Below are 20,163 nucleotides of genomic sequence, written 5' to 3'. Positions count from 1 at the left end.
CTGCTCCCTTTTGTTGCCATGCTGGTCAGTTTGGGTAAAACGGCCTATCTTCCCGTCTTCCTTCTTAGCTCAATTACTGTGCACGGCACCATCTTCACCCTGCTCAAGCGCTACGTTCAAACCCAGTACGACCATAGCACCTGGATCCGGCTGCTGGAGGTATCGGGCCTGACAGCGGCCGACTTCGACCACAAACACGTGTACCCCGATGAGCACATGTACCGGCTGGTAGGAGAGGCTGCTACCATGACCGGGCTGTCGGCCGACGAGCTGCATGAAAAGTTTGGCGAGTACCTGGTACCCGACCTGATGTACATGTACCAGCGCCTATTGCAGCCGGAGTGGACCACCCTGGACATGCTGGAGCACACGGAAAGTACCATGCACCGGCAGGTACGGCAGGAGCACACCGAAAACGCACCGCCGGTATTGCACGTGACCCGCGTATCGGCCGACGAGCTATTTATCGACTATGTATCCAAGCGACGCATGGGGGGGCTGGCCGTGGGTATTGTGCGCGGCGTGGCGAAATACTACGACGAAGCCGACCAGATCAGCGTGGAGCCTACCACCTCCGAAAACGGGGAGCAGGTTCGTATTCGAGTGCGTCGGACGAAGCCTCAGTAAAGCGGGCCAAGTGCCGGATTGCGGCTCTCGTACCCGGGTGAAGCTTGCGCTAATACGCGGCAGTCAATCTGCTAACCCACATCCACTACACCGTGCGCACCCTCGTTTCATTTCCTTTGACCGTAGCATCCCGCCCCTACTTTGGGGCGCTGCTGGGGCTACTGTTGCTGGTAGCCTGTACGGCCTGCGGGCAGCAACGCGCCAGTACGCCATCCTCCCCCGACATGACGGCCTACGACCACATGCTTAAGCTGCTTTACAAGCAAACGGTGCCGGTTGTGCGGCCAGCCAACCTGGCGGCGCTGCTGCAGCAGCCATCCGCCGGAGTGCTGCTACTGGATACGCGCACGGCCGCTGAATACCGGGTAAGCCATTTGCGTGGAGCCCGGTTCGTGGACTTCGACCGGTACCGGCAAACTGACCTGAGCGCTCTGTCTAAAACCCAGCCGATAGTGGTGTATTGCACAGTAGGAGCCCGGAGCGAACAGGTAGGTGCCTGGCTGCGGGAGCAGGGCTTCCAACAGGTACACAACCTCTATGGCGGCATTTTTCAGTGGCTGAATGAAGGATACGGTGTCGTAAACGCCCAAGGTGCCACCACCAACGTGCACCCGTACTCGGCGCTGTGGCGCCCCTGGCTGAAAAAAGGCACCCCCGTGTATGAATGAGTTGCTGGTTGGTAGTTGCTGGTTGTTGGTTATTACTTCGGCGCAGAGCAACCGATCCAATAACCAACAACTACCAACCAGTAACCAACAACTAGCAACCAACAACTAGTAACTACCAACCACCCATGCCGCACCTGCTGATTTTTGCCCGTCATCCGGAGCTGGGCCGGGTGAAGACCCGGCTGGCCGCCGATATTGGCGCGGAAGGCGCGTTGGCGGTGTACCAGGAACTGCTGGCCCATACCCGCGCCGTGGTGGCACCCTTAGCGGTGCACAAAACGGTGTGGCTGGCCGAAGCCCCGGCTGCCCCCCTGCCGGCCCCCGAATGGCCCGGCTACGAGCCCCTGCTACAGCCCGCCGGCGACCTGGGTCAGAAAATGCAGACGGCCTTTGCCCATGCCTTTGCCCGGCAAGCCGGGCGGGTGCTCATCATTGGTACTGATTGTCCGGGCCTGACTACGGCGCTGCTAACGGAAGCATTTGAGGCCCTTCTCACTCACGATGTAGTGTTGGGACCCGCTGCCGACGGAGGCTACTACCTGCTGGGAATGAGGCAGCTGTATCCGCAGTTATTTCAGGCGAAAAGCTGGAGCACTGCCACCGTGCGGGCCGAAACCCTGGCCGACATCCGCCGCCTGCAGCTACGGCTGCACCAGCTGCCCGAGCTGCAGGATATCGATACCGGGGCCGACCTGAAAGCCTGGCAAACCAGCAGCGGCCGAACATTAGTGCCGGGTTTGCGCGTAGTATAGCGCACTCTTGAGCTTCTGTTTCCCTTGCTATGCGTTGTGTAACCCTGTTTACGGTGGGAATGGGCCTGGCCGCCAGCCTGTCTGCCTGCTCCTCCGGTTCCGATAAGAAAGCCCCCCAAACGGCGGCACCTATTCCTCAGGATAACCCGCTTACGCGCCGGGGTGGCCCGTTCCGGATGCAATGGGCCATGAATCCGCTGTGGGAAGACGGCAAGGCAGAGGTGGCCACTTATGATGCTGAGCGGGTTATTTATGGGGAGCCGCGCCGGTTTGAGTATACTCTGATTACGGTAAAGGAGGAGTTTAATCAGCAGTACAACGTCAAGACGGATGATTACCAGCGCCAGGACGTGTTTCCGGTAATCAAGGTGAACCAGTTCTGCAGTATTCCGACGCCCAACTACCCCTATCATTTCCTGACCTCCCTGTTTTTCCGCCGCGACCAGCCCGTGCAGCTGCACAAGCTCACGTCGTCGTCGCAGGAGTGGTGCGGCAACACCTTCAAGGCCATTACCGACGATGGGTTGCAGTACCAGCAGCAGTATAACTCTTATTGGGATGGGCAGGGCGCCGGACAGCGGGCTTTGCGGCATGATGTACTGTTTGAAGACGCCCTGCCGTATACCCTGCGTAGCCTGCGCTTCGAGGAGCGCCCGGCGTTTGAAGCTTCGGTGTACGAGCTGCAGCAAACCAGCAAAGCGCCGGCGCCCACGCTCTATAAGGCCCAGATAAAAGTTGAAGATGCCCTGACCGCCGATACCAAAGAACCAGCTTGGCGGGTGCGCGTGGCCTTCACTGACCAAAGGCAGAATGTGTACTGGTTTGCTAAGGTCTATCCTAACCTTTTGCTGCGCCAAACCACCTGGGACGGTCGCAACCTATGGCTGAAAGCAGTGCAACGCTACGCTTACTGGCCCCAGGGTAAGCCCACTGCCGCTGCTGCTACGCCCGCTGCCGATTCTGCCACGGCGCAGTAGCGTAGCGGCCCAGGTGGCCTTGCCGGGCATCCCAGAGCAGCGCCGCCAGCACTACGGTATACTCCAGAGCCACCAGCCAGAGGTTTTCGGAGTAAGCCGCCGTGCGGTAGGCGGCATAGGACAGGACCGCCACACCCGACCACACCAGCGCGTAGCGAGCCTGCGTGAACACGCTCAGGGCCACCAGCGGCGTCAGGTACCAGGGATGCACGGTGGTGGCTAGCAGGAAATACAGCGTCAGGAGCAGGAGCAGGGTACGGGGCAACGTAGCCCAGGTGAGGCGCCGCTCGACGGCCGCCAGTATCAGGCCGCCCAGCGCGACGGCCAGCGCCAGCGCCGGGCCCAGGCGGGCAATGGCATTGTAGCCGTAATACCACTGGCCCGCCGCCCGCAGCAGGTAGTACACACTGGCATTAAACTCGAAGCTGCGGAAATACAGGTTCAGGCTCCGGCCGATGTTGCGTAGCAGTTCCGGGCTCAGAAACGGCACAAATAGCAGCGCCAAAATGCCCAACAGGCCCGCGCCTAACCACCCCAGCTGCCAGCCGCGCAGGCGGCGCACCAGCAGCGGCAGCACCAGCAGCGGCAGTAGTTTGGTGGCTACGGCCAGCCCCAGGGCCATGCCGCCGGCCGCCGCCTGGTGGCGGACCAGTAGCCAGAGCATCAGGAGCAAAAAGCTAATGACCAGGGCTTCAAAGTGCAGATTGCCGGTCAGCTCCACGATGACCAGCGGGTTGAGCAGGTACCACAGCGCCTGTTGGGGTGGTAAGCCCGCGTGCCGCAGCAACGCCAGCAGCACAGAAGCCGAAACCACCTCCGCCAGCAGAATACACAGGCGCAGCACCAGCACAAACCCCAGCTCGGAGTACGGATACAGCCCCGCCGCCAGCCCAAACAGGCCCTGGCAAACCGGTGGATACACGGAATAGTAGTGCGGGGAGTTCAACCGGGGATAGAGGCGCTGTAGTAATACAATCAACCCTGCCCGCCGGACTTGTAAACGAACATTTTCCTGTTGGTGTGCCTGAGGCACGGCCACCAGCTCATCGGGACGGTGCTGGTAGGGGTTAACGCCATGTGAAAGAAGCAGGCCGTCCCAACGGAAGCGGTGGTAGTCGTCGGAGAGGGTTGGCAGGGCCGGCAGCCAGAGCAGGCGCAGCACCAGGGCCGCGCCCAGGCCCAGCCGTAGGGAAAGTCCGGATTTCAGCAGCGCAACGTACGCCCCGAAAGCTACGGCCAGCAACCCCAGCAGTTGGGTAAAATGGGTGCGCGGGGTAGCGTAGGCCAGCAGGCCGTAGGCACCGGCACTGAGCAGCAGCGCTGCCCACTGCCCGGCCCGCGAAGTTACTGCCAGCCCGGGCCTAGGCATGTCGCAGGGAGTGGTAGAACACCAGGCCGTACCCGGTGGTCAGTAGCAGGTGCGTGGGCAGCAGGCCAAACTCCCGCAAATACAGCCCGGCCGCAATGCCCCCGCCGAAATACAGCATCAGCACACCCTCCAGCCAGGTAAGGCCGCTCAGGAGCCGTTCGGTGCGGTAGTGTCGGCCCCGCCAGGAGCCCTGCCGCTGCAGCAGCCCCAGCTTGGGCGTCCGGATAAAGGCGCTGCGTTGACCTAGTAAGCCCAGTAGTACCGCCCGGGCGTTGTGCAGACTCAGGCCCATGGAAAACGCCAGAAACAATGCCAGCTGGCCCGCGAAGCCCGGGCTTGGCGGGGTGCGGTAGCGCACGGCCTGCTGCCAGGCCGTATAAAAATAAAAAACAAGCGGCCCCAGTGCCAGCAGAAACAACGAGGCCAGCCGGAAGGCCGGCCGTAGCTGCTCGGCCCCCAGCGCCCGCACAAATACCAGCGGTACGCTTAGTACCGCCATCAGCAGAATGGCCACAAACACCGAGCTGTTCAGCAAATGGAATGTGGCGTAGAGGCGGGTGCTGAACGGCTGTCCGGAGCGCCATACGGCACCCAGGTGTTTGCGGGCCGTTTCGGCGGCCCCTTTGGTCCAGCGGAACTGCTGCGACTTGAGGGCGTCCATGGTGGCGGGCAGCTCGGCCGGGGCGGCCACTTGCGGCAGGTAGCGGAACCGCCAGCCCCGTAGCTGGGCCCGGTAGCTCAGGTCCAGGTCTTCGGTAAGCGTATCGGCACTCCAGCCCCCGGCATCCTCAATGCAGCTGCGCCGCCAGATGCCGCCCGTGCCGTTGAAGTTGAGAAAGTGGCCCCCGGCCTGCCGGCCCGGCTGCTCCACCAGAAAATGCGCGTTCAGCCCGAAGGCCTGCAGCGTCGTCAGCAGGGAATACTCTTCATTGAGGTGGCCCCAGCGGGTTTGCACCACACCGGTGCGCGGGCCGCTGGGCTCATCCCGAAAAAAATGGGGCACCACTCGTTCCAGAAAATCTGGTTCGGGCAGAAAGTCTGCGTCGAAGATGGCAATCAGCTCTCCATCCGTAAGGGTGAGACCATGGGCCAGGGCCCCGGCCTTGTAGCCCGCCCGGTTGGGGCGGCGCACATGGTCGATGCGCAAGCCCCGGGCCTGGTACTGTGCCACCCGGGCCGCCACCAGCTCCACCGTGGCGTCGGTAGAATCATCGAGTACCTGCACGTGCAGGCGCGCCGCCGGGTAGCGCAGGGCGGCGCAGGCGTCGAGGAGGCGCTCCACCACGTACTGCTCGTTGTAGAGAGGCAGCTGCACCGTAAGCCGGGGCCACTCGGTCGGCACAACCGGCTCCGGCTCGGGCGGGGCCGCGTAGGCCCGGCGGGCCAGCCGCGTAAGCTGCCACTGCGTGAGACTAAAGCCTGCCAGCAACAGCAGGCACAGCCCAAAAAGCCCTATCAATACGATTTGCAGAACGAGCATTTATAGGGATGAAGGATGAGTGGGTGAGGGATGAGGGACAAAGGATGAAGGACGTAGGATGAATGATTTTGGGGTTGGGCGTAGGATGTAAGGCTGCTGCGGTGGTTGCTGACCGGCCCGCTACTATTTGCGAATCCCTCATCCTTCATCCCAAATCCTAGAGGTAGCGGAAAATCGTCCACAGAATTTTGTAGCCGGCCCCCAGGGTGCCTTTCACCGTGCCCGATACCTTGCTGACGCCGATGCGGCGGCGGTAGCGTACGGGTACTTCCACGGAACGCAGCCCCAGCTTAGCGGCCTTCAGCTGCATCTCCACCGTCCAGCCGTAGGTAGTATCCTGCATGCCAATACGCAGCAAGGCCTCCCGCCGGATTGCCCGGAACGGACCCAGATCCGTGAACTGGGCCCCGTAGAGCCAGCGCAGCAGAGTAGTAGCCAGCCAGTTGCCGAACAGCTGCTGGGGCAGCATAGAGCCGGCTTCGCGCTGGCCCAGAGCCCGGGAGCCAATCACCAGATCGGCCTCCTGGCGTAGCAGTGGAGCCACCAGCGCCGTCATGTCGGCGGGGTAGTCGGAGTAGTCGCCATCCAGGAACACGATGATATCGGGCTGCTCTGCGGCCGGGCGGCCGAAACAGCGGGCCATACCGGCCAGGCAGGCGTGGCCGTAGCCGGGCCGGGGTTCCCGCAGCACCGTGGCCCCGGCCGCCGCCGCCACGGCCCCGGTCTGGTCGCGGGAGTTATTATCCACCACCAGCACTTCGCGCACCAGCCCTTGCGGAATTTCGGCCAGCACGTGAGCAATAGATTGCTCCTCGTTGAAGGCCGGAATAATCACATCGATGACGGACGGACGAGGGGCGGGAGTGGGCATGGGCAGCGAGTTGAAGCTGCAAAGATGCACAGGTGTCGGGGCTAAACAGGCATCAAGCCGCCACAAAGCCCGTTGATCCTGCCGAACAGGAGCTTCCTGTGGCCGAATTGGCCGCTGTTCGCTGCAAAGGCCGGGTTCATACACCTGGCAGTCTGCTGCTTAGGGGAGAGGCTGATAATTACGTAAGTTCGTGGTATCGGGGGGCGTATTCTGCCCGGGATTTCGTGCTTATTACCCGCCTGTTTTACCAGCTTTATGAATCACTTGCCTGCTTCCCTGATTCCGCCCGATGACGCCGCCCGACTCCGCAGCCTGCATCAGTACCGAATTTTGAACACCACGCCCGAGCCAATCTTTGATGAGTACGTAGCCTTGGCGGCCCAGCTTTTCAACCTGCCTATTTCGCTGATTTCCTTGGTGGATGAGCAGGAAGTGTATTTCAAAGCCAACACTGGCCTGCCGGGGGTGGAGCGCGTCGCCCGGCCGGACAGCCTGTGCTCGGCGGCTATCTTACAGGATGAGGTGCTGGCCTATACTAACTTATCGGAGGAAAGCTGCAGCCTTATCAGTCCCTACGTTGCCAAATCGGCGGGGCTACAGTTTTACGCCGGCGCGACTCTTCGCATGCCTGATGGCAGCAATATCGGCTCTCTGTGCGTGATTGGTCGGGAGGCTCGCGCCATTACCCCCGAGGAGCGGGAACTGCTCACAGCCCTGGCCGGGCTGGCTGGCCTTACCATTGAACTGCGCCGGCAATACTTGGCCCACAACCGCTCTGCCGACTGGCAAGTGGTGCAGCAGGAGCTACAGCAGTTGCTGACGGATGAGGCGGCGCTGGTCCGTTACCTCACCAGCCGGCTCGGAACTATATCGGCTAACGTGGGTGAGTATGCGCCCATGCAGCGCCGGCTTCAGGCACTGCGGCAAATTCTGCAGCAGCACCTGACCGAATTTGATGCTCCGGGGCAGGCGTAACGTCTTATCCGCAACTCCTTTTGCATGTCAAGCTTATTTCAGGAAATATTCGGGCGGGCCCGCCAGGAAAAACGACTCTTAGGTGTGCGTACCAGCCAGAGCGAGCCGGGGCGGTTTTCGGTGGGCTACGTGGTCAGCTTTTCCGATGAGGTAGTGATGCTGCGCATCATCAACCGCGACGGAATGCCCACGGCTATTCAGTCGTTCAATATGCTGGAAGTGTTTCAGGTTGATTTCGACGACCAGTACATCCGCCACGTGGAGTTCAAGGCCGATAATCTGGATAAGGTGTATGCCGGGCTCAAGTCGCCGCCGTTTTTGGAGCAGGAGTACGTGACAGTGCCGCTGCTGCTGGAGCGGGCGCACCAGCTGGGCCAGCTCGTGAACGTGTACACCCACCTGGGTATGGATTATTACGGCTACATCCGCCGGCTCACGCAGGAGCAGGTACTCATGGAGTGCTATACCGAGTACGGCGCGCCCGATGGGCTGGTGGTCTTCCGGGTTGAGGATGTGCGCAACTTCATCTGGAGCAACGAGGACACCCGCGTGCTGGAGCTGCGCCTGAAGCCGCGCGGCGCCACGGGGGCTTAGCTGCCGAAGCTACTTCCGGTTCGGGTACGATACCTCGCACACGCACCGGAACCCAATGTGGGGAGCCGGGCCGTTGTAGGTGCCGCGTGCTTTAATGGCGCAGGCCTCCAGCGGATCAAGGTAGCTGCCACCCTTGGTCACGCCCCGTTCCTGCACCATTTCGGCGGCATTGCCTGCCAGTTGGTATAAGCCAAAAGGAGTTGGCACCAGCCCGTATACGTAATCGGGCGTGTTCAGAACCATAAAATCCGGCGCTGACCAACGGTAACGAATTGTTGGAAGTGACTTTGTCTGGCGGTTAAACGCAAGGATTCGGGCTTTTACCTGCTCCGTTGGTTGGGTGATGCCAGCACGCCGTTTGAGGTAAGCTGCCGCCGTTGGATCTACCCGGGCCGGCTGCTCCAGGCAAGGCAGGGCCTGAGGCTGATTGGTGCCTGCATTCGCCATGTATTCCCATTCAGCCTCGGTTGGGAGACGGTAGGTAATGCGTACAAAATCGGGGTGTAGCGTATCGAGGGCCAGCCCCAACCTGCCGGGCTGCCCCTGCTGAAACAGGAGTGTGACGCGCTGACTACGCCAGCGACAATAGGCCTGAACCTGTTCGTAGCTAATGCCTACTACCGGGTAAAGGAAATAAAAAGGGTCAGTGAAGTAATCTGGATTAGGGAGGACATCCCGGCGGGGCCACATCTGAGCAGCCAGACCAGCATTACCTTCAAATTCCAGATACCGGATGAACTGCTGCCATTCCAGATTGGACACCTCCGCTTCATCGGGGCGGTAGCTGACGCCGGGAAGCAGCAGGTTGCCCGGAAATTGCAGCGTGTGTTTGGTTGCGTTCTGGGCTTGCGCTACCAGTTGCCCCAATTGCGTGGCAGGAGGTAGTACGCAATCATCCATGCGTACAACTTCGTTGTCCTTGAACCCGCGGTAGATGGGTTGGGCCGGATCTTCTATATCAATGACTACCAGCCCGGGCTTTTGCCAGCGAACTGCGGTGGTCGTATCGCCCGGCCAAGTGAGGCCAGAGCCGATAATTGGCTGTCCGGTGTAGGCGCTGTACCGGCCTGACAGCCTACTGCTGGGCTTAATACTGACACAGGCATTTATCAACAGCAGAACAGAAGCCAGCCAGCAAGTTCGGCCCAGGAAAAGCGGGTGATTCATAGCCGCAAGCTAACGGCTTACCCCAAAATCCGCAGCGAATCGGCCGAAATAAGCGGCGACGCCTGGTAGCGGCCCTCCCGCGGGCCGTTTTCGAGGTTGAGTACGCCCCGGGGGCAGACGGTGCTGCACAGCCCGCAGCCCACGCAGGAGGCCCGGATAATGGGCTCCCCGCGCTGGGCGTACTGCTTCACATCGATGCCCATTTCGCAGGCGTTGGAGCAGTTACCGCAGCTGATGCACTGGCCCCCGTTGGTGCTGATGCGGAAGCGGGAAAAGTACTTCTGGAGCAGGCCCAGGTAAGCGGCCATCGGGCACCCAAAGCGGCACCACACCCGGCTGCCCATCAGGGGGTAGAAGCCCACGCCAATAACGCCGGAGAAGATGGAGCCGATGAAAAAGCCATACACTTTGCTCAGCCCATCCACCGGGCTCAGACCACTTACCAGTGGCAGGCCCGACTGCCGGGGCGTGGTAAACCAGCCCGGCAGCGCCCCCGCCGCCCCCAGCCACAGCAGCACCGTGACCAATACAATAAAGCCTAGGATGGGGTAAATCAGGCGGACTTCCCAGCGCCAGGCGGTGCGGCTTTTGTCGGAGAGGTGGCGGTACGGGTCGCCGGCGGTTTCGGCCAAGCCTCCGCAGCCGCACACCCAGGAGCAATACCACCGCTTCCCGAAAAAGTAGGTTAGCACCGGCGTAGCCACGAACGACATTACCGCGCCCCAAAACACCATGAACACGCCCAGGGCCGGGCCGCCGTCTTTCAGCAGGTAGCCCACGGTGCCCGGAAACAGATAGTCGTACTTGAGAGGCCAGAAGTAGCTGAAATAGTACTCAGGCCGCTGAAAAGCCAGCAGCAGCCCCGGCAGCAGAAAGGCAAAGCCCAGCTGGAAGAACATCACCGACGCCGTGCGCACGCGCTGGTAGGGCGAGTGACGGTACTTCCACAGGGCCCGCCCGCCCATTAGCAGCACGGCCAGGGTGTAGAAGGTGCCGTAGAGAAACCACTGGTCGGCGGGCCGGTGGCGCAGGGCCTGGCTTACGGGGTCGAGGGCGTGCACGAGCTGGTTGAGCGGCCCGAAATTGCCCTGGCCGTTGTCGGCGCTGAACCAGTAGAGCACCACGTAGAAGCCCGTGAGCACCACGGCCATAAGCCAGGCCAGGGCCCCGCGGGCGGTACTGGCCCGCAGCCACAGGTTGTTCTGGCGCACCCCGGCCGGCCCCCGCCCGAATTTCCACCAACTCCAGCCCAGTGTACCCGCGCTGAGCAGTCCCAGGGCCGCAAAAAAGCACAGCCGGGCCCGCTGGGCGTCAGCATCAAACGCTACCGGCAGCAACAGCAGCAACCCCAGCCCCACCACGGCCAGCAGCAGCTTTTCGGGCACCGAAACCGGCGAAACAGGAGCAGTAGTCATGAGGGTTGGGAAGGTGAGGGGAAGGAAGGGATGAGGTGATGGGATAAAAAGTAGCACGTCATTCCGGGTGCAGCTGAGGAAACTCGTGTGCTGACGTTGCTACGCTATTCAGACATCAACACGCGAGATTCCTCCTTGCGTCGGAATGACAGTTCGTTTGGCAACGCCAGCACGTGAGATTCTTCGGCTCCGCTCCGTCCCTGGCTTGATGCGCCACATGCTCATAATGACGTGCTGCTCACAACTCAATGATGATGATGGTGGCCACTGGAGGGTTTGCCGAAGTAGTTGAGCAGGGTGCCGCCAATGTAAAGGGCCAGCCAGCAGAGATACAGGTAGTTGTAGCCCTCAGGCTGGGCGTGGTCCAGCAGCCGGATAATTAGCTGCGCGCCGCCGCTCATAATGGCTCCCACCACGGCAATGAACTGGAAGCTGTTGAGGGCGTTGGGGTGATATAGCTTGGAGAAATCCATCCGCAAAAAGAAAAAAACAGGTGAAGCCGCACCAACCGGTGCTTACCGCCCAAACCAGCCTGTACGGCGCTGCCGTACCACCGGATGCTGCGGAAACTGCTGGTTGAAGGCCGCCACAATATCGGCCTCGTACCGGCGAAAAAACTCGGGGTCGAAGTTAGCAGCTCCCAGCTCGGCCAGCACCTGGGGGGCGGGCGTACCAGCCTGCAGCCAGCGGTGCCAGGTTTCGTGGCGGTGGCGCAGGCCCAGCACATTCACGCCCGTTACGGCCAGGGTATCGGACCGGAAATTCAGGCGCAGCAGGTGGCAGCCGCTGGGGTGCTGCCAGCAGAAGCTGTGCTCGGCCGGGTCGGGGCGAGCGGGCACGCGGCCGTAGGTCTGGTACTCAAGGTCGAAGAACTTGGCCGAGTTGAACCACACACCGCGGCGGTAGGGGCGGGGCTGCCCGCAGATAGCATACGCCACGGTTTCGCCCTGCTGGCGGCCGGTGTACCAGAGCTGCTCCACGGCCAGCTCCCCGGGCCCCGGCTGGCGGTGCTGGGCACAGTCGCCGGCCGCGTATACCTGCGGGGCGCTGGTACGCAGCAGCTCATCCACCAGAATGCCCCGGGCCACCTCCAGGCCGCCGGTGCGGGCCAGGTCGGTGTTGGGTTCCACTCCAATGGCCAGGCCTACCCACTGAGCCGGCAGTTCCTCGCCGGTGCGGGTACGCACAGCCCGTACCCGGCCCAGGCCATCGGGGAGCAGGGCGTCCAGCTCGGTGGCGTAACGCACGGTAATGTGGTGGGCATCCAGCTGCCGCTGCACCAAAGCGCCTTCTTCGGGCGGCAGCACCGAGCCCCAGTAATGCGCCTCCCGCACCAGCATGGTTACGGCCACGCCCTTTGCCGCCAGCATTTCGGCCAGCTCAATGCCAATCAGGCCGCCGCCGACCACCACGGCCTGCCCGATGCCGTGGGTGTCGCGGGTCATCTGGGCCAGGTCGGGCAGGGTAACAAAGCCCTGCACGCCGGCCAGTTCCCGGCCCGGCCACTGCCCCGGGCGGCTGCGCGAGCCGGTGGCCAGCAGCAGCGCATCGTAGGCCAGTGAAGCGCCGGTGCTGAGCTGCACGGTCCGGGCCTGGGCATCGAAGGCGGTGGCGGTGGCGTGCACCAGCTCCAGGCGGTTTTCGGCCCAGAACCAGTCCTCGTAGGGCTTAATATCCGGGAGGCGCAGGTGGCCCAGGTACACGTACATCAGGGCCGGGCGCGAAATATGGTGGGGGCTTTCCTCGGCTACCAGCGTAATGCGGGCCTCGGGCCGGAGCCGCCGGGCCGTGAGGGCGCAGGTAACGCCGGTAATACCATTTCCAATGATGACCAGGTGCATAAGCAGAATCCGAAAGCAGGAGGTAGGCCCGGCAAAGCTACGCCGCCAGCCCGGTTGTGGTTTTCGACCCGGCTACCAACCCCCGCGCCCTGCCCCGCGTACAGACTCTCACCATTCTGTTCATTCAACACCCACACCCATGGCTTCTGATAACGAAAACTCGAATAAAGACATCATCCATAACAACGAGCAGGCCATTCCGGAGAATGAGCAGCTGCAAAAAGAGAAGGAATTTAAACAAAGCATGAGCAATGGCAAGGCTGCTAGTGACCCCTCGGCCCAGCGCAACACCGGGGCGGGCGGCTACACCCAACGCTCCGACCAGAAAGACCAGCTCGAAAACCTGACCATTCGTGGGGGGGAAGGCGTGCCCCAGGGCGGCAACGAGCACCACGAGGCCGGAGAGCAGGCCAGCGGACCGGGTTTTGAAGTGGAGGGCAGCTACGACATGGGCAACCCCATCCGCAGCCAGGACCAGGAGTTCGGCGAAGATGCTCCCAGTGGCCCTGCCAAACCCGCTCACGACTAGCTTTATTAGCACCAGAAAGCCCTGACCAGGGTCCGGTTTCCAGATTGGGAACCGGACCCTGGTTTTTTTGTCATATTTTCAGGAGCAGGCAGGAAATGATGCTAATCATGGCGGGAAATAAATCCGAAAATTGGAATACAGGATTAGGTAAGCCAGCAGACTAGCATATATCTTTAGGGGCCGATGGTATCCGCTTTGGAGTAATGCTCCCCAAAATGCCCGGTGCTCTGCTTTTCTGTCCTCCGCAACTCCCACTTTTTACCCTAACGCTTTATGGATGCCAACACTCCTACTCCCGCTGAAAACGAAGATATTACCCCTGAAGTGATTGAGGAGGAAGAAGATTTCTCGTCGGGAAACCGTCGGCTGGCCATTATTGTGGGGGCTATAGTAGCTATTGTGGTGCTGGGCTACGTGCTGCTGCCTGCCCAGGCTACTCGTCGCCTGGCCGCCGCCATGCCCGTAATGGAGCTGGGCGAAGCCACCGTAACGGCCACCCGTCCCACGGAAGAGGCAAAAGAAGTGGCGGAAGCAGAGGCTACCGAAGCTCCCGAAACGGCGGCCGCCGCTAAATCCGCCAAACCGGCTGCAGCAACCAAAGCACCTGAAGCGGCCACGGCTGCTCCGGCCCTGGCGGCCGCTGCTCCCGCCGAAGAGCCCGTGGCCGTGGAGCCCGTGCCCGCCGCCGCGCCTGCCGCCGCCGAAGCCGCCCCTGCCACCGTTACCATGAGCGGCCGCATCCTCGACGAGAATGGCCGCCCCATGGCTGGCGCCACGGTAATGGTGCGCGGTCTGAAAAAAGTGGCCGGTACCGATGCTAACGGCAACTACTCCATTGAAGTACCCGCCGGCGACAATACGCTGGTATACGGCTACGGCGGCTACGAAGACCAGGAGGTGCGCACCCGTAGCACCCAGCCCCAGAACGTAACGCTGCTCCCGAAGGAAGGTGCCCGCCGCAAGCGTCGCTAACGGCGCTGCCCCTACGCCCCTTTACCAGAACGCCCCGCATCGGTATAACCGGTGCGGGGCGTTCTGGTAAAGGGGCTGTTAATCCTGCTGGAAAGGCTTTACCCTCCCGTCAGTGCTACTCTGAGCGTTGGGCGAACCGGCGGCCGAACAGAAAATACACCGGCACCCCAAGTGCCACCAGCAGCAGGCCGCGCCGGGAAAACTCGGCCGTATCAGGCGCTACCAGCAGAATCAGGCAAAAGGCCGAGGCCAGCACCACGTACAGGCCGGGCAGCACCGGGTAGCCCCAGGCGCGGTAGGGCCGCGGAGCTTCGGGCCGGGTGCGGCGCAGCACGAAAATGCCCACAATAGTGATGACGTAGAACAGAATCACCGAGAACATCACGTAGTTGAGCAGCTGCCCGTAGGAGCCACTCAGACACAGCAGGCACGCCCACAGGCACTGGGCCCACAAGGCCCGGCTGGGTACCCCGGCCGTGTTCAGGCGGGCCAGCCCCCGGAAAAACAGCCCGTCCTGGGCCATAGCGTAGTAGGCCCGGGCCCCGCTGAGAATAATGCCATTGTTGGCCCCGAAGGTGCTGAGCATAATGAGCACGGCCATTACGTACGCGCCCTTCTGGCCAAGCACCGATTCTACCACGGCCGTGGCTACCCGGTCGTCGGTGGCGTACTGAATGCCCCGGCCAGCCACGGTGGCCGCCTCGGGCGCGCCGTGCAGGGGCAGCACCAGCAGGTATACAATATTGATGAGAATGTAAAGCGCCGTAACAATGGCGGTACCCAGGGCCATGCTGCGCACCAGGGTACGCTCCGGGTTCACAATTTCCTCGCCCGCAAAGCCAATGTTGTTCCAGGAGTCAGAAGAGAACAGAGAGCCCGTCATGGCCATGGCAATGGCCACCACCAGCCCCGAGAGGCTGAGCGGAATGGGGACGAAGGAAGCGCCGGGAGCCGGGTAGCGGGCCGCCGCCCACAGGTCATGGAAGTTGGCCTGAATGGCTTCGTGGTTGATGCCCAGGGCCACCCCGAACAGAATGAGCAGGGCCAGGGCAATGAGCTTGGTACTACCCAGTACATTCTGAATCAGCTTGCCGGTACGCACGCCCTGGGCGTTCAGGGCCGTAATGCCGATGATAAGCACAATGGCCAGCAGCTGCACGCTGCTGAACTCCAGGCCGCCTACTGCAAACAGCACGTTCTTCACGCTGAACCAGGGCACCAGCACCCCCGTGAACTTGGCAAATGCCACCGCCACGGCGGCAATTACGCCGGTCTGGATGACCAGGAACAACGACCATCCGTAGAGGAAGGCCACCAGCTTGTTGTAGGCCTCGCGCAGGTACACGTACTGGCCGCCCACCTTCGGAAACATGGAGGCCAGCTCACCGTAGCTAATGGCCCCGGCCAGGGTAATCACGCCCGTCAGCAGCCACACTACCAGCAGCCAGCCGCCGGAGCCTACCTGCCGGGCAATATCGGCCGACACGATAAAGATACCGGAGCCAATCATGCTGCCGGTGACAATCATGACGGCATCAAACAGCGTAATGGCCCGCTGAAAATGGCCTTGTTTTTCTGACATACAGGGAGAAGAGAAAGGGTTTCGGGCCGGAAGATAGAAAACTGCCCTGCAAACCCCGCTACCCGCCCGGCCGTAGCAACGGCTTACTCTGCGCCGAATAGCTATTTTTGCCGCTCCCTACCTCCCGGGTTTCCCCTGCATGTCGCAACGAGTACTGGTTTTATTGACGGGTTTGCTGCTGCTTACGGCACTGGGCTCCTACGTGTACTACCGCCGCACTGTGGCCCGCGTACCCGTCGACCCCTGGGCCCTGGTACCCGACGATGCCGTGCTGGTGGCTGTCACGCGCGACCATTCCACCCTGGTGCGCCACCTCAAGGAAACCCAGCTCTGGGACAACCTCTCGGCTGTGCGCTACTTTCAGCAGGTCGAAAACCAGTTGGCCCTGGCCGACAGCCTTACCGGAGGGCGCAACGTGGTATTGCGGTTTCTGGGCCGCAAGCGGGTGCTCACTTCCCTGCACGTAACGGGCCCCGGCCGGTTTGATATATTGTTTCAGATTCCTATCAGCAGCGTGCGGGAGTACCGGCAGGTGCGGGGCCTGCTGGAAGGCCTGGGCCGGGACGCCCGGTTCCAAGTCACCAGCCGGGAGTATGAAGACCAGCTGCTGACGGAGGTACGACCCCGCGGCAGCCGGGAAGGCCTCACGCTGCTGAACTACCGCAACCACCTGCTGCTGAGTGCCAGCCCGGCCCTGGTGGAAGCCGTGGCCCGTCGCCTCACCACCCCCGACGCCCCCACCGTGGCCGCTGAGTTCCAGAGCACCGACTACTTCCAGCTCCGCGACGTGGATGCCACCCTGCTGCTAAACCAACGCCGGCTGCCGCAGCTGCTCAGCGTGTTTTTCCGCCAGGAGCTTACTCCGGAAATGGCGGCCGTAGCCAGCCTGGCTCGCAACGAAATGACGGAAATGAAGCTGGCGGGCAATAAAGTAGCATTTGCAGGATTTGCCAACCCCGAAACCACCCGCGACGGGCTGCACCAGCGCCTGCTGGGCCAACCTGCCCAGCGCCTGCGCATGGCCGAGGTACTACCCCTGCGGGCGGCCCTGGTGGTGCACCTGGGGCTGGGGCCGGTGGCCACGCTACGCGGTCCGCGCCACGCCGCCGCCCCCGATTCGGTGAGGGCCGCCGTGGGTAGCCTGCCGGATAGCCTCACGGCTCAGTTCAGCCAGGAGGTAGCCTTATGCTACCTGGGCACGGCCACGGCCCGGGCCCGGCCAGGCAAGCTGGCCGTGGTGTACACGGCCCGCCCTGCCAAGGTCAGCAGCCTGCTGGGGCAGCTGCGGCGGGCTGCCGGGGCCACTCCGGCTTTTGGGCGGGTGGGGCCGTACCAGCTGTACCAGGCCGGCATACCGGAGCTGCCCGAGCAGCTGCTGGGTCCTCTGTTTAAAGGCTTTGCCCAGCCCGTGGTGGCGCAGGTAGGCAACTATGTGGGCTTTGCCGACGATGAGGCAACCCTGCGCCAGTGGCTGACGGATGTAGCGGCCGGGGAGGTCTGGAGTCGTTCCCCCACGCAGGTGGCTTTTCTGCAGGAAACCCAGCCCCTGGCCCGCCTGCGGGTGCTGCTGGATACGCGCAACTGCTGGAATCTGCTGCTGCGGGGCCTGCAGGAGGAACGTCGGGCCGGGCTGCTCCGAAACGAGGCCCTGTTCAAGCGTTTTCCGCAGGTGTGTTTGCAGTGGGTGCCCGCCCCCGACGAGCGGGAGCCGGGCGCCCAGTACTTTACGCAGTTTGTGCTGCGCCACCCGGTGGTAGGGCCGGCCGAAGCCCGCCCCCAGAACCAGAACAGCACGGGCAGCGTGCTGGCTTTCAAAACGCCCCTGAGTAGTCCGCCCGAAGCCGTGCTAATAAGTGGGACCAAGTTGCCCGGGGTGCTGGTGCAGGATACGGCCCACGTGCTGCACTACGTTACGCCCGATAACGTGGTGGCCTGGTCGGATACGCTGCCGGGGCCGCTGGTGGGGCCCACGTTCCGCCTGCCGGGCGCCAGTGGTTTTCTGGTGGCCACGCCCGGTCAGCTGTTTCAGCTCAACAACCGGGGCCAGGTGCAGCCCAACTTCCCCCTCAACCTGCCCGATACGGTGCGGGCCACGTCCCTGAGCGTGTCGCCGGCGGCCGGTGGAGGGCCGCGCCGCCTGCTGGTGGCCGGGGCCAGCGGCAACCTGTTTCTCTACGATACGCAGGGGCGCACCTTCCCCGGCTGGCAGCCCAAGCAGCTGGAGTTCCGGCTGGCCGGCCCGCCGCACTACCTCACCATAGCCGGGCACGATGTAGTGGTGGTGCTGCTGGAGAACGGCTACATCTACGCCTTCGATGAGGCCGGCAGTCCGTACCCAGGCTTCCCCATCAGCGTGGGCGGGCGCCTGGCGGGCGGAGTGCTGACGGAGCCCGGCGCCACCCTGAGCCGCTCCCGCCTGACTGTGGTTAACCAACACGGCGAGCTGGTGAGCTTCAACCTGAGCGGCGACATCGTGAGCCGGCGCCGGGCCGCCACTTGGAGCCGCACCAGCCGCTTCCGCCTGGTACCCGACCAGCAGCAGCGCAGCTTTGTGGTGGTGCGCGAAGAAGGAGGCCACCTGAGTTTATTCGACCCCAACGGGCGTCAGCTGCTCAGCCAGACGTTTGTTACCTCGGCGCCCCGCTCGGTGCAGTATTTCTCCTTCGGGCCCGGCCGGCAAATCTACGCCCTCACCGAAACCGGCCCCGGCAACGTGTTTCTCTACGATGCCCGGCTGCGGCTCATCAGCGGGCAGCCTTTCCGCAGCACTGCCTCCCAGGTAGCCCTTACCTACGACCCCACCACCGACATCTACCACCTATTCCGGGTACTAGGCACCGAACTGCGCCGCACGGATGTGAGGTTGTGAGGCGAGTAACGGGTGTTTGGTAGTGGGTAGTAGGATTGTCATCCTGAGCTTGCGAAGGACCTTTTTACGGTTAAACAGCCCGTGGCAGAATAGTCTCTACGTGATATTCTGCGCTATCTGCAGTGAAATTGCTCGAACGGCTCAAGCGTCATAAGGTCCTTCGGCTGCGCCTCAGGATGACAGCCCTATTACCAACTACTCACTACTCACTACCTTCCTCACCTATTCGTTAGCCAGCCTTTGCGGTAGAAGTACGTGAGTTGGCCAATGACGATGAGCGTCAGAATCAGCAGCAGCACCGGATATCCCCAGGGGCTGTACAGCTCGGGCATGTTGAGGTAGTTGATGCGGCCATCGGGTCCTTCGCGCTGGAAATTCATGCCGTAGAGGCCTACCACGAAGCTGAGCGGAATGAAAATACTGCTGATGATGGTTAGTACTTTCATCACCTCGTTGGCCCGGTTGGCCTGGTCCGACATGTATAGCTCCACCAAGCTGCTCACCGTTTCCCGGTAGCTTTCGGCCAGGTCCAGGGCCTGAATGGCGTGGTCGTAGCAGTCCTTGAAAAACACCTTAATTTCCTCCGGCACGTCTTCTTCGGGCATCCGCAGCAGCTCCCCAATCTTTTCCCGCTCCGGGTACACCAGCCGGCGGAAGCGCACAATGTCTTTCTTGATGTGCAGAATGCGGTTGAGCACGCGCCGGTCGGGCCGGCCCTGGAAGATGCGCTCCTCCAGGGTTTCGAGGTAGTCGCCGATGGCCGCCATGGTGGGGTAATAGTGGTCCAGCACTACGTCGGTGAGGGCGTAGGCCAGGTACAGCGGGGGGCGGCGGCGGATGTTGCTGCGGCCGGTACGCAGGCGCAGGCGCACCGCGTCCAGGCAGTCCTCGTAATCATCCTGAAACGTGAGGACGTAGTTGGGGCCGGTAAAGATGGACAGCTGGTCGTCGTCGATGTCGAGCAGGCGGGTAAATTCCGTCATGCGCGACACCAGAAACAGCCCGTCCTCAGTTTCCTCCACCTTGGCCCGCTGGTAGTCACCCAGCACGTCCTCCATTTGCAGCGGATGAATGCGGAAGTCCTCCTGCAGGCGCTGCATTAGCGCCAGGTCGTCGTAACCCCGAACATCGAGCCAGTGCTTTTGCTCGGGGTGCTGCCGAAAATAGGCCAGCAGCTCGTCGTACACCTGGTATTCCTGCTCGGCAAAGAAGTCATTGTCGTAGGAAATCAGGAACAGGCGTGGCTTAACGGCATCCTCGCGTACCATAAGGGTACCAGGGCGCTGGCCCACCATCTGCTGCCGGGCCTGACGGGTAGCGTCCCGGTCGGCGGCTACCTGGGTGTGCAGCTGGTCATCGTCGTCAGCCTCCAAGGGGGGGGCGGCCTGAGGGTGGGGTGGCAGGGGGGTAGTGGAAGGCTCTGGAGGGGTCATGCACACAGAAAAAGGCTATACACCGGAAGTTTACGGGATTCC

The 20,163-nt window shown here is 62.3% G+C and carries 18 protein-coding genes; 9 read left to right on the top strand and 9 right to left on the bottom strand.

Going from position 1 to position 20,163, the window contains the following annotated elements; all coding sequences use genetic code 11:
• Positions 1–78: 78 nt before the first annotated feature.
• The 4 genes from EI290_RS08000 (at position 79) to EI290_RS07985 (ending at position 3,024) form a co-directional block, all read left to right on the top strand.
• Positions 79–627, top strand: a complete 549-nt coding sequence (locus EI290_RS08000) for a heme NO-binding domain-containing protein (RefSeq protein ID WP_185816899.1) — start codon at positions 79–81, stop codon at positions 625–627.
• A 116-nt stretch (positions 628–743) separates the two neighbouring features.
• Entirely contained in the window at positions 744–1,295 is a 552-nt protein-coding gene (locus EI290_RS07995; RefSeq protein WP_125428492.1) for a rhodanese-like domain-containing protein, read from the top strand.
• A 125-nt stretch (positions 1,296–1,420) separates the two neighbouring features.
• Positions 1,421–2,047 carry a TIGR04282 family arsenosugar biosynthesis glycosyltransferase gene (locus tag EI290_RS07990; RefSeq protein ID WP_125428491.1) on the top strand — a complete coding sequence of 209 codons (627 nt, stop codon included), beginning with the start codon at positions 1,421–1,423 and terminating at the stop codon, positions 2,045–2,047.
• 29 nt (positions 2,048–2,076) lie between these two features.
• A complete protein-coding gene (locus EI290_RS07985) occupies positions 2,077–3,024 on the top strand; it encodes a hypothetical protein (RefSeq protein WP_125428489.1) in 948 nt (315 codons plus the stop codon).
• Here EI290_RS07985 and EI290_RS07980 read toward each other — a convergent pair.
• The 3 genes from EI290_RS07980 to EI290_RS07970 form a co-directional block, all read right to left on the bottom strand.
• Complete coding sequence (locus tag EI290_RS07980; protein ID WP_125428487.1) at positions 2,990–4,393, bottom strand: hypothetical protein; 1,404 nt, start codon at positions 4,391–4,393, stop codon at positions 2,990–2,992. The two genes, EI290_RS07985 and EI290_RS07980, sit on opposite strands and share 35 nt — an antisense overlap.
• The gene (locus EI290_RS07975) at positions 4,386–5,873 is read right to left on the bottom strand and encodes a cellulose synthase family protein (RefSeq protein ID WP_125428485.1); all 1,488 of its coding nucleotides are present in this window, start codon (positions 5,871–5,873) and stop codon (positions 4,386–4,388) included. The genes EI290_RS07980 and EI290_RS07975 overlap by 8 nt, the downstream gene beginning before the upstream one ends.
• Positions 5,874–6,030: 157 nt before the next feature.
• The gene (locus tag EI290_RS07970; protein WP_125428483.1) at positions 6,031–6,744 is read right to left on the bottom strand and encodes a glycosyltransferase family 2 protein; all 714 of its coding nucleotides are present in this window, start codon (positions 6,742–6,744) and stop codon (positions 6,031–6,033) included.
• Between the two features lie 255 nt (positions 6,745–6,999).
• Here EI290_RS07970 and EI290_RS07965 point away from each other — a divergent pair, with 255 nt between their 5' ends.
• Together EI290_RS07965 and EI290_RS07960 are read left to right on the top strand one after the other, a co-directional pair.
• Complete coding sequence (locus EI290_RS07965; protein WP_125428481.1) at positions 7,000–7,719, top strand: GAF domain-containing protein; 720 nt, start codon at positions 7,000–7,002, stop codon at positions 7,717–7,719.
• 24 nt (positions 7,720–7,743) lie between these two features.
• On the top strand, positions 7,744–8,313 hold the full coding sequence (locus EI290_RS07960; protein WP_125428479.1) for a hypothetical protein: 570 nt from the start codon (positions 7,744–7,746) through the stop codon (positions 8,311–8,313).
• A 9-nt stretch (positions 8,314–8,322) separates the two neighbouring features.
• Here the strand turns inward: EI290_RS07960 and EI290_RS07955 are convergent, their stop codons facing one another.
• The 4 genes from EI290_RS07955 to EI290_RS07940 all read right to left on the bottom strand — a co-directional run bounded on the left by EI290_RS07955 (position 8,323) and on the right by EI290_RS07940 (position 12,736).
• Positions 8,323–9,480, bottom strand: coding sequence for a formylglycine-generating enzyme family protein (locus tag EI290_RS07955; RefSeq protein ID WP_125428477.1), 1,158 nt, complete (start codon positions 9,478–9,480; stop codon positions 8,323–8,325).
• A 17-nt stretch (positions 9,481–9,497) separates the two neighbouring features.
• A complete protein-coding gene (locus tag EI290_RS07950) occupies positions 9,498–10,895 on the bottom strand; it encodes a 4Fe-4S binding protein (protein WP_125428475.1) in 1,398 nt (465 codons plus the stop codon).
• Positions 10,896–11,140: 245 nt separating this feature from the next.
• Complete coding sequence (locus EI290_RS07945; RefSeq protein ID WP_125428473.1) at positions 11,141–11,368, bottom strand: hypothetical protein; 228 nt, start codon at positions 11,366–11,368, stop codon at positions 11,141–11,143.
• A gap of 42 nt (positions 11,369–11,410) precedes the next feature.
• On the bottom strand, positions 11,411–12,736 hold the full coding sequence (locus EI290_RS07940; RefSeq protein ID WP_125428471.1) for an NAD(P)/FAD-dependent oxidoreductase: 1,326 nt from the start codon (positions 12,734–12,736) through the stop codon (positions 11,411–11,413).
• A gap of 139 nt (positions 12,737–12,875) precedes the next feature.
• Here EI290_RS07940 and EI290_RS07935 point away from each other — a divergent pair, with 139 nt between their 5' ends.
• The gene (locus EI290_RS07935) at positions 12,876–13,265 is read left to right on the top strand and encodes a hypothetical protein (protein ID WP_125428469.1); all 390 of its coding nucleotides are present in this window, start codon (positions 12,876–12,878) and stop codon (positions 13,263–13,265) included.
• A gap of 273 nt (positions 13,266–13,538) precedes the next feature.
• The gene (locus tag EI290_RS07930; protein ID WP_125428467.1) at positions 13,539–14,237 is read left to right on the top strand and encodes a carboxypeptidase-like regulatory domain-containing protein; all 699 of its coding nucleotides are present in this window, start codon (positions 13,539–13,541) and stop codon (positions 14,235–14,237) included.
• A 115-nt stretch (positions 14,238–14,352) separates the two neighbouring features.
• Here the strand turns inward: EI290_RS07930 and EI290_RS07925 are convergent, their stop codons facing one another.
• Positions 14,353–15,819, bottom strand: coding sequence for an APC family permease (locus tag EI290_RS07925; protein WP_125428465.1), 1,467 nt, complete (start codon positions 15,817–15,819; stop codon positions 14,353–14,355).
• A gap of 139 nt (positions 15,820–15,958) precedes the next feature.
• Here EI290_RS07925 and EI290_RS22405 point away from each other — a divergent pair, with 139 nt between their 5' ends.
• Positions 15,959–18,688, top strand: a complete 2,730-nt coding sequence (locus tag EI290_RS22405; protein WP_185816898.1) for a hypothetical protein — start codon at positions 15,959–15,961, stop codon at positions 18,686–18,688.
• A 218-nt stretch (positions 18,689–18,906) separates the two neighbouring features.
• Here the strand turns inward: EI290_RS22405 and corA are convergent, their stop codons facing one another.
• Entirely contained in the window at positions 18,907–20,121 is a 1,215-nt protein-coding gene (corA, locus tag EI290_RS07915) for a magnesium/cobalt transporter CorA (protein ID WP_125428463.1), read from the bottom strand.
• Positions 20,122–20,163 lie beyond the last annotated feature (42 nt).

The organism is Hymenobacter metallilatus, assembly GCF_003944705.1.
Taxonomy (GTDB): Bacteria; Bacteroidota; Bacteroidia; order Cytophagales; family Hymenobacteraceae; genus Hymenobacter; species Hymenobacter metallilatus.
Note: the sequence above shows the minus strand (reverse complement) of the source record. Positions and strands in the feature narration are given on the sequence as shown.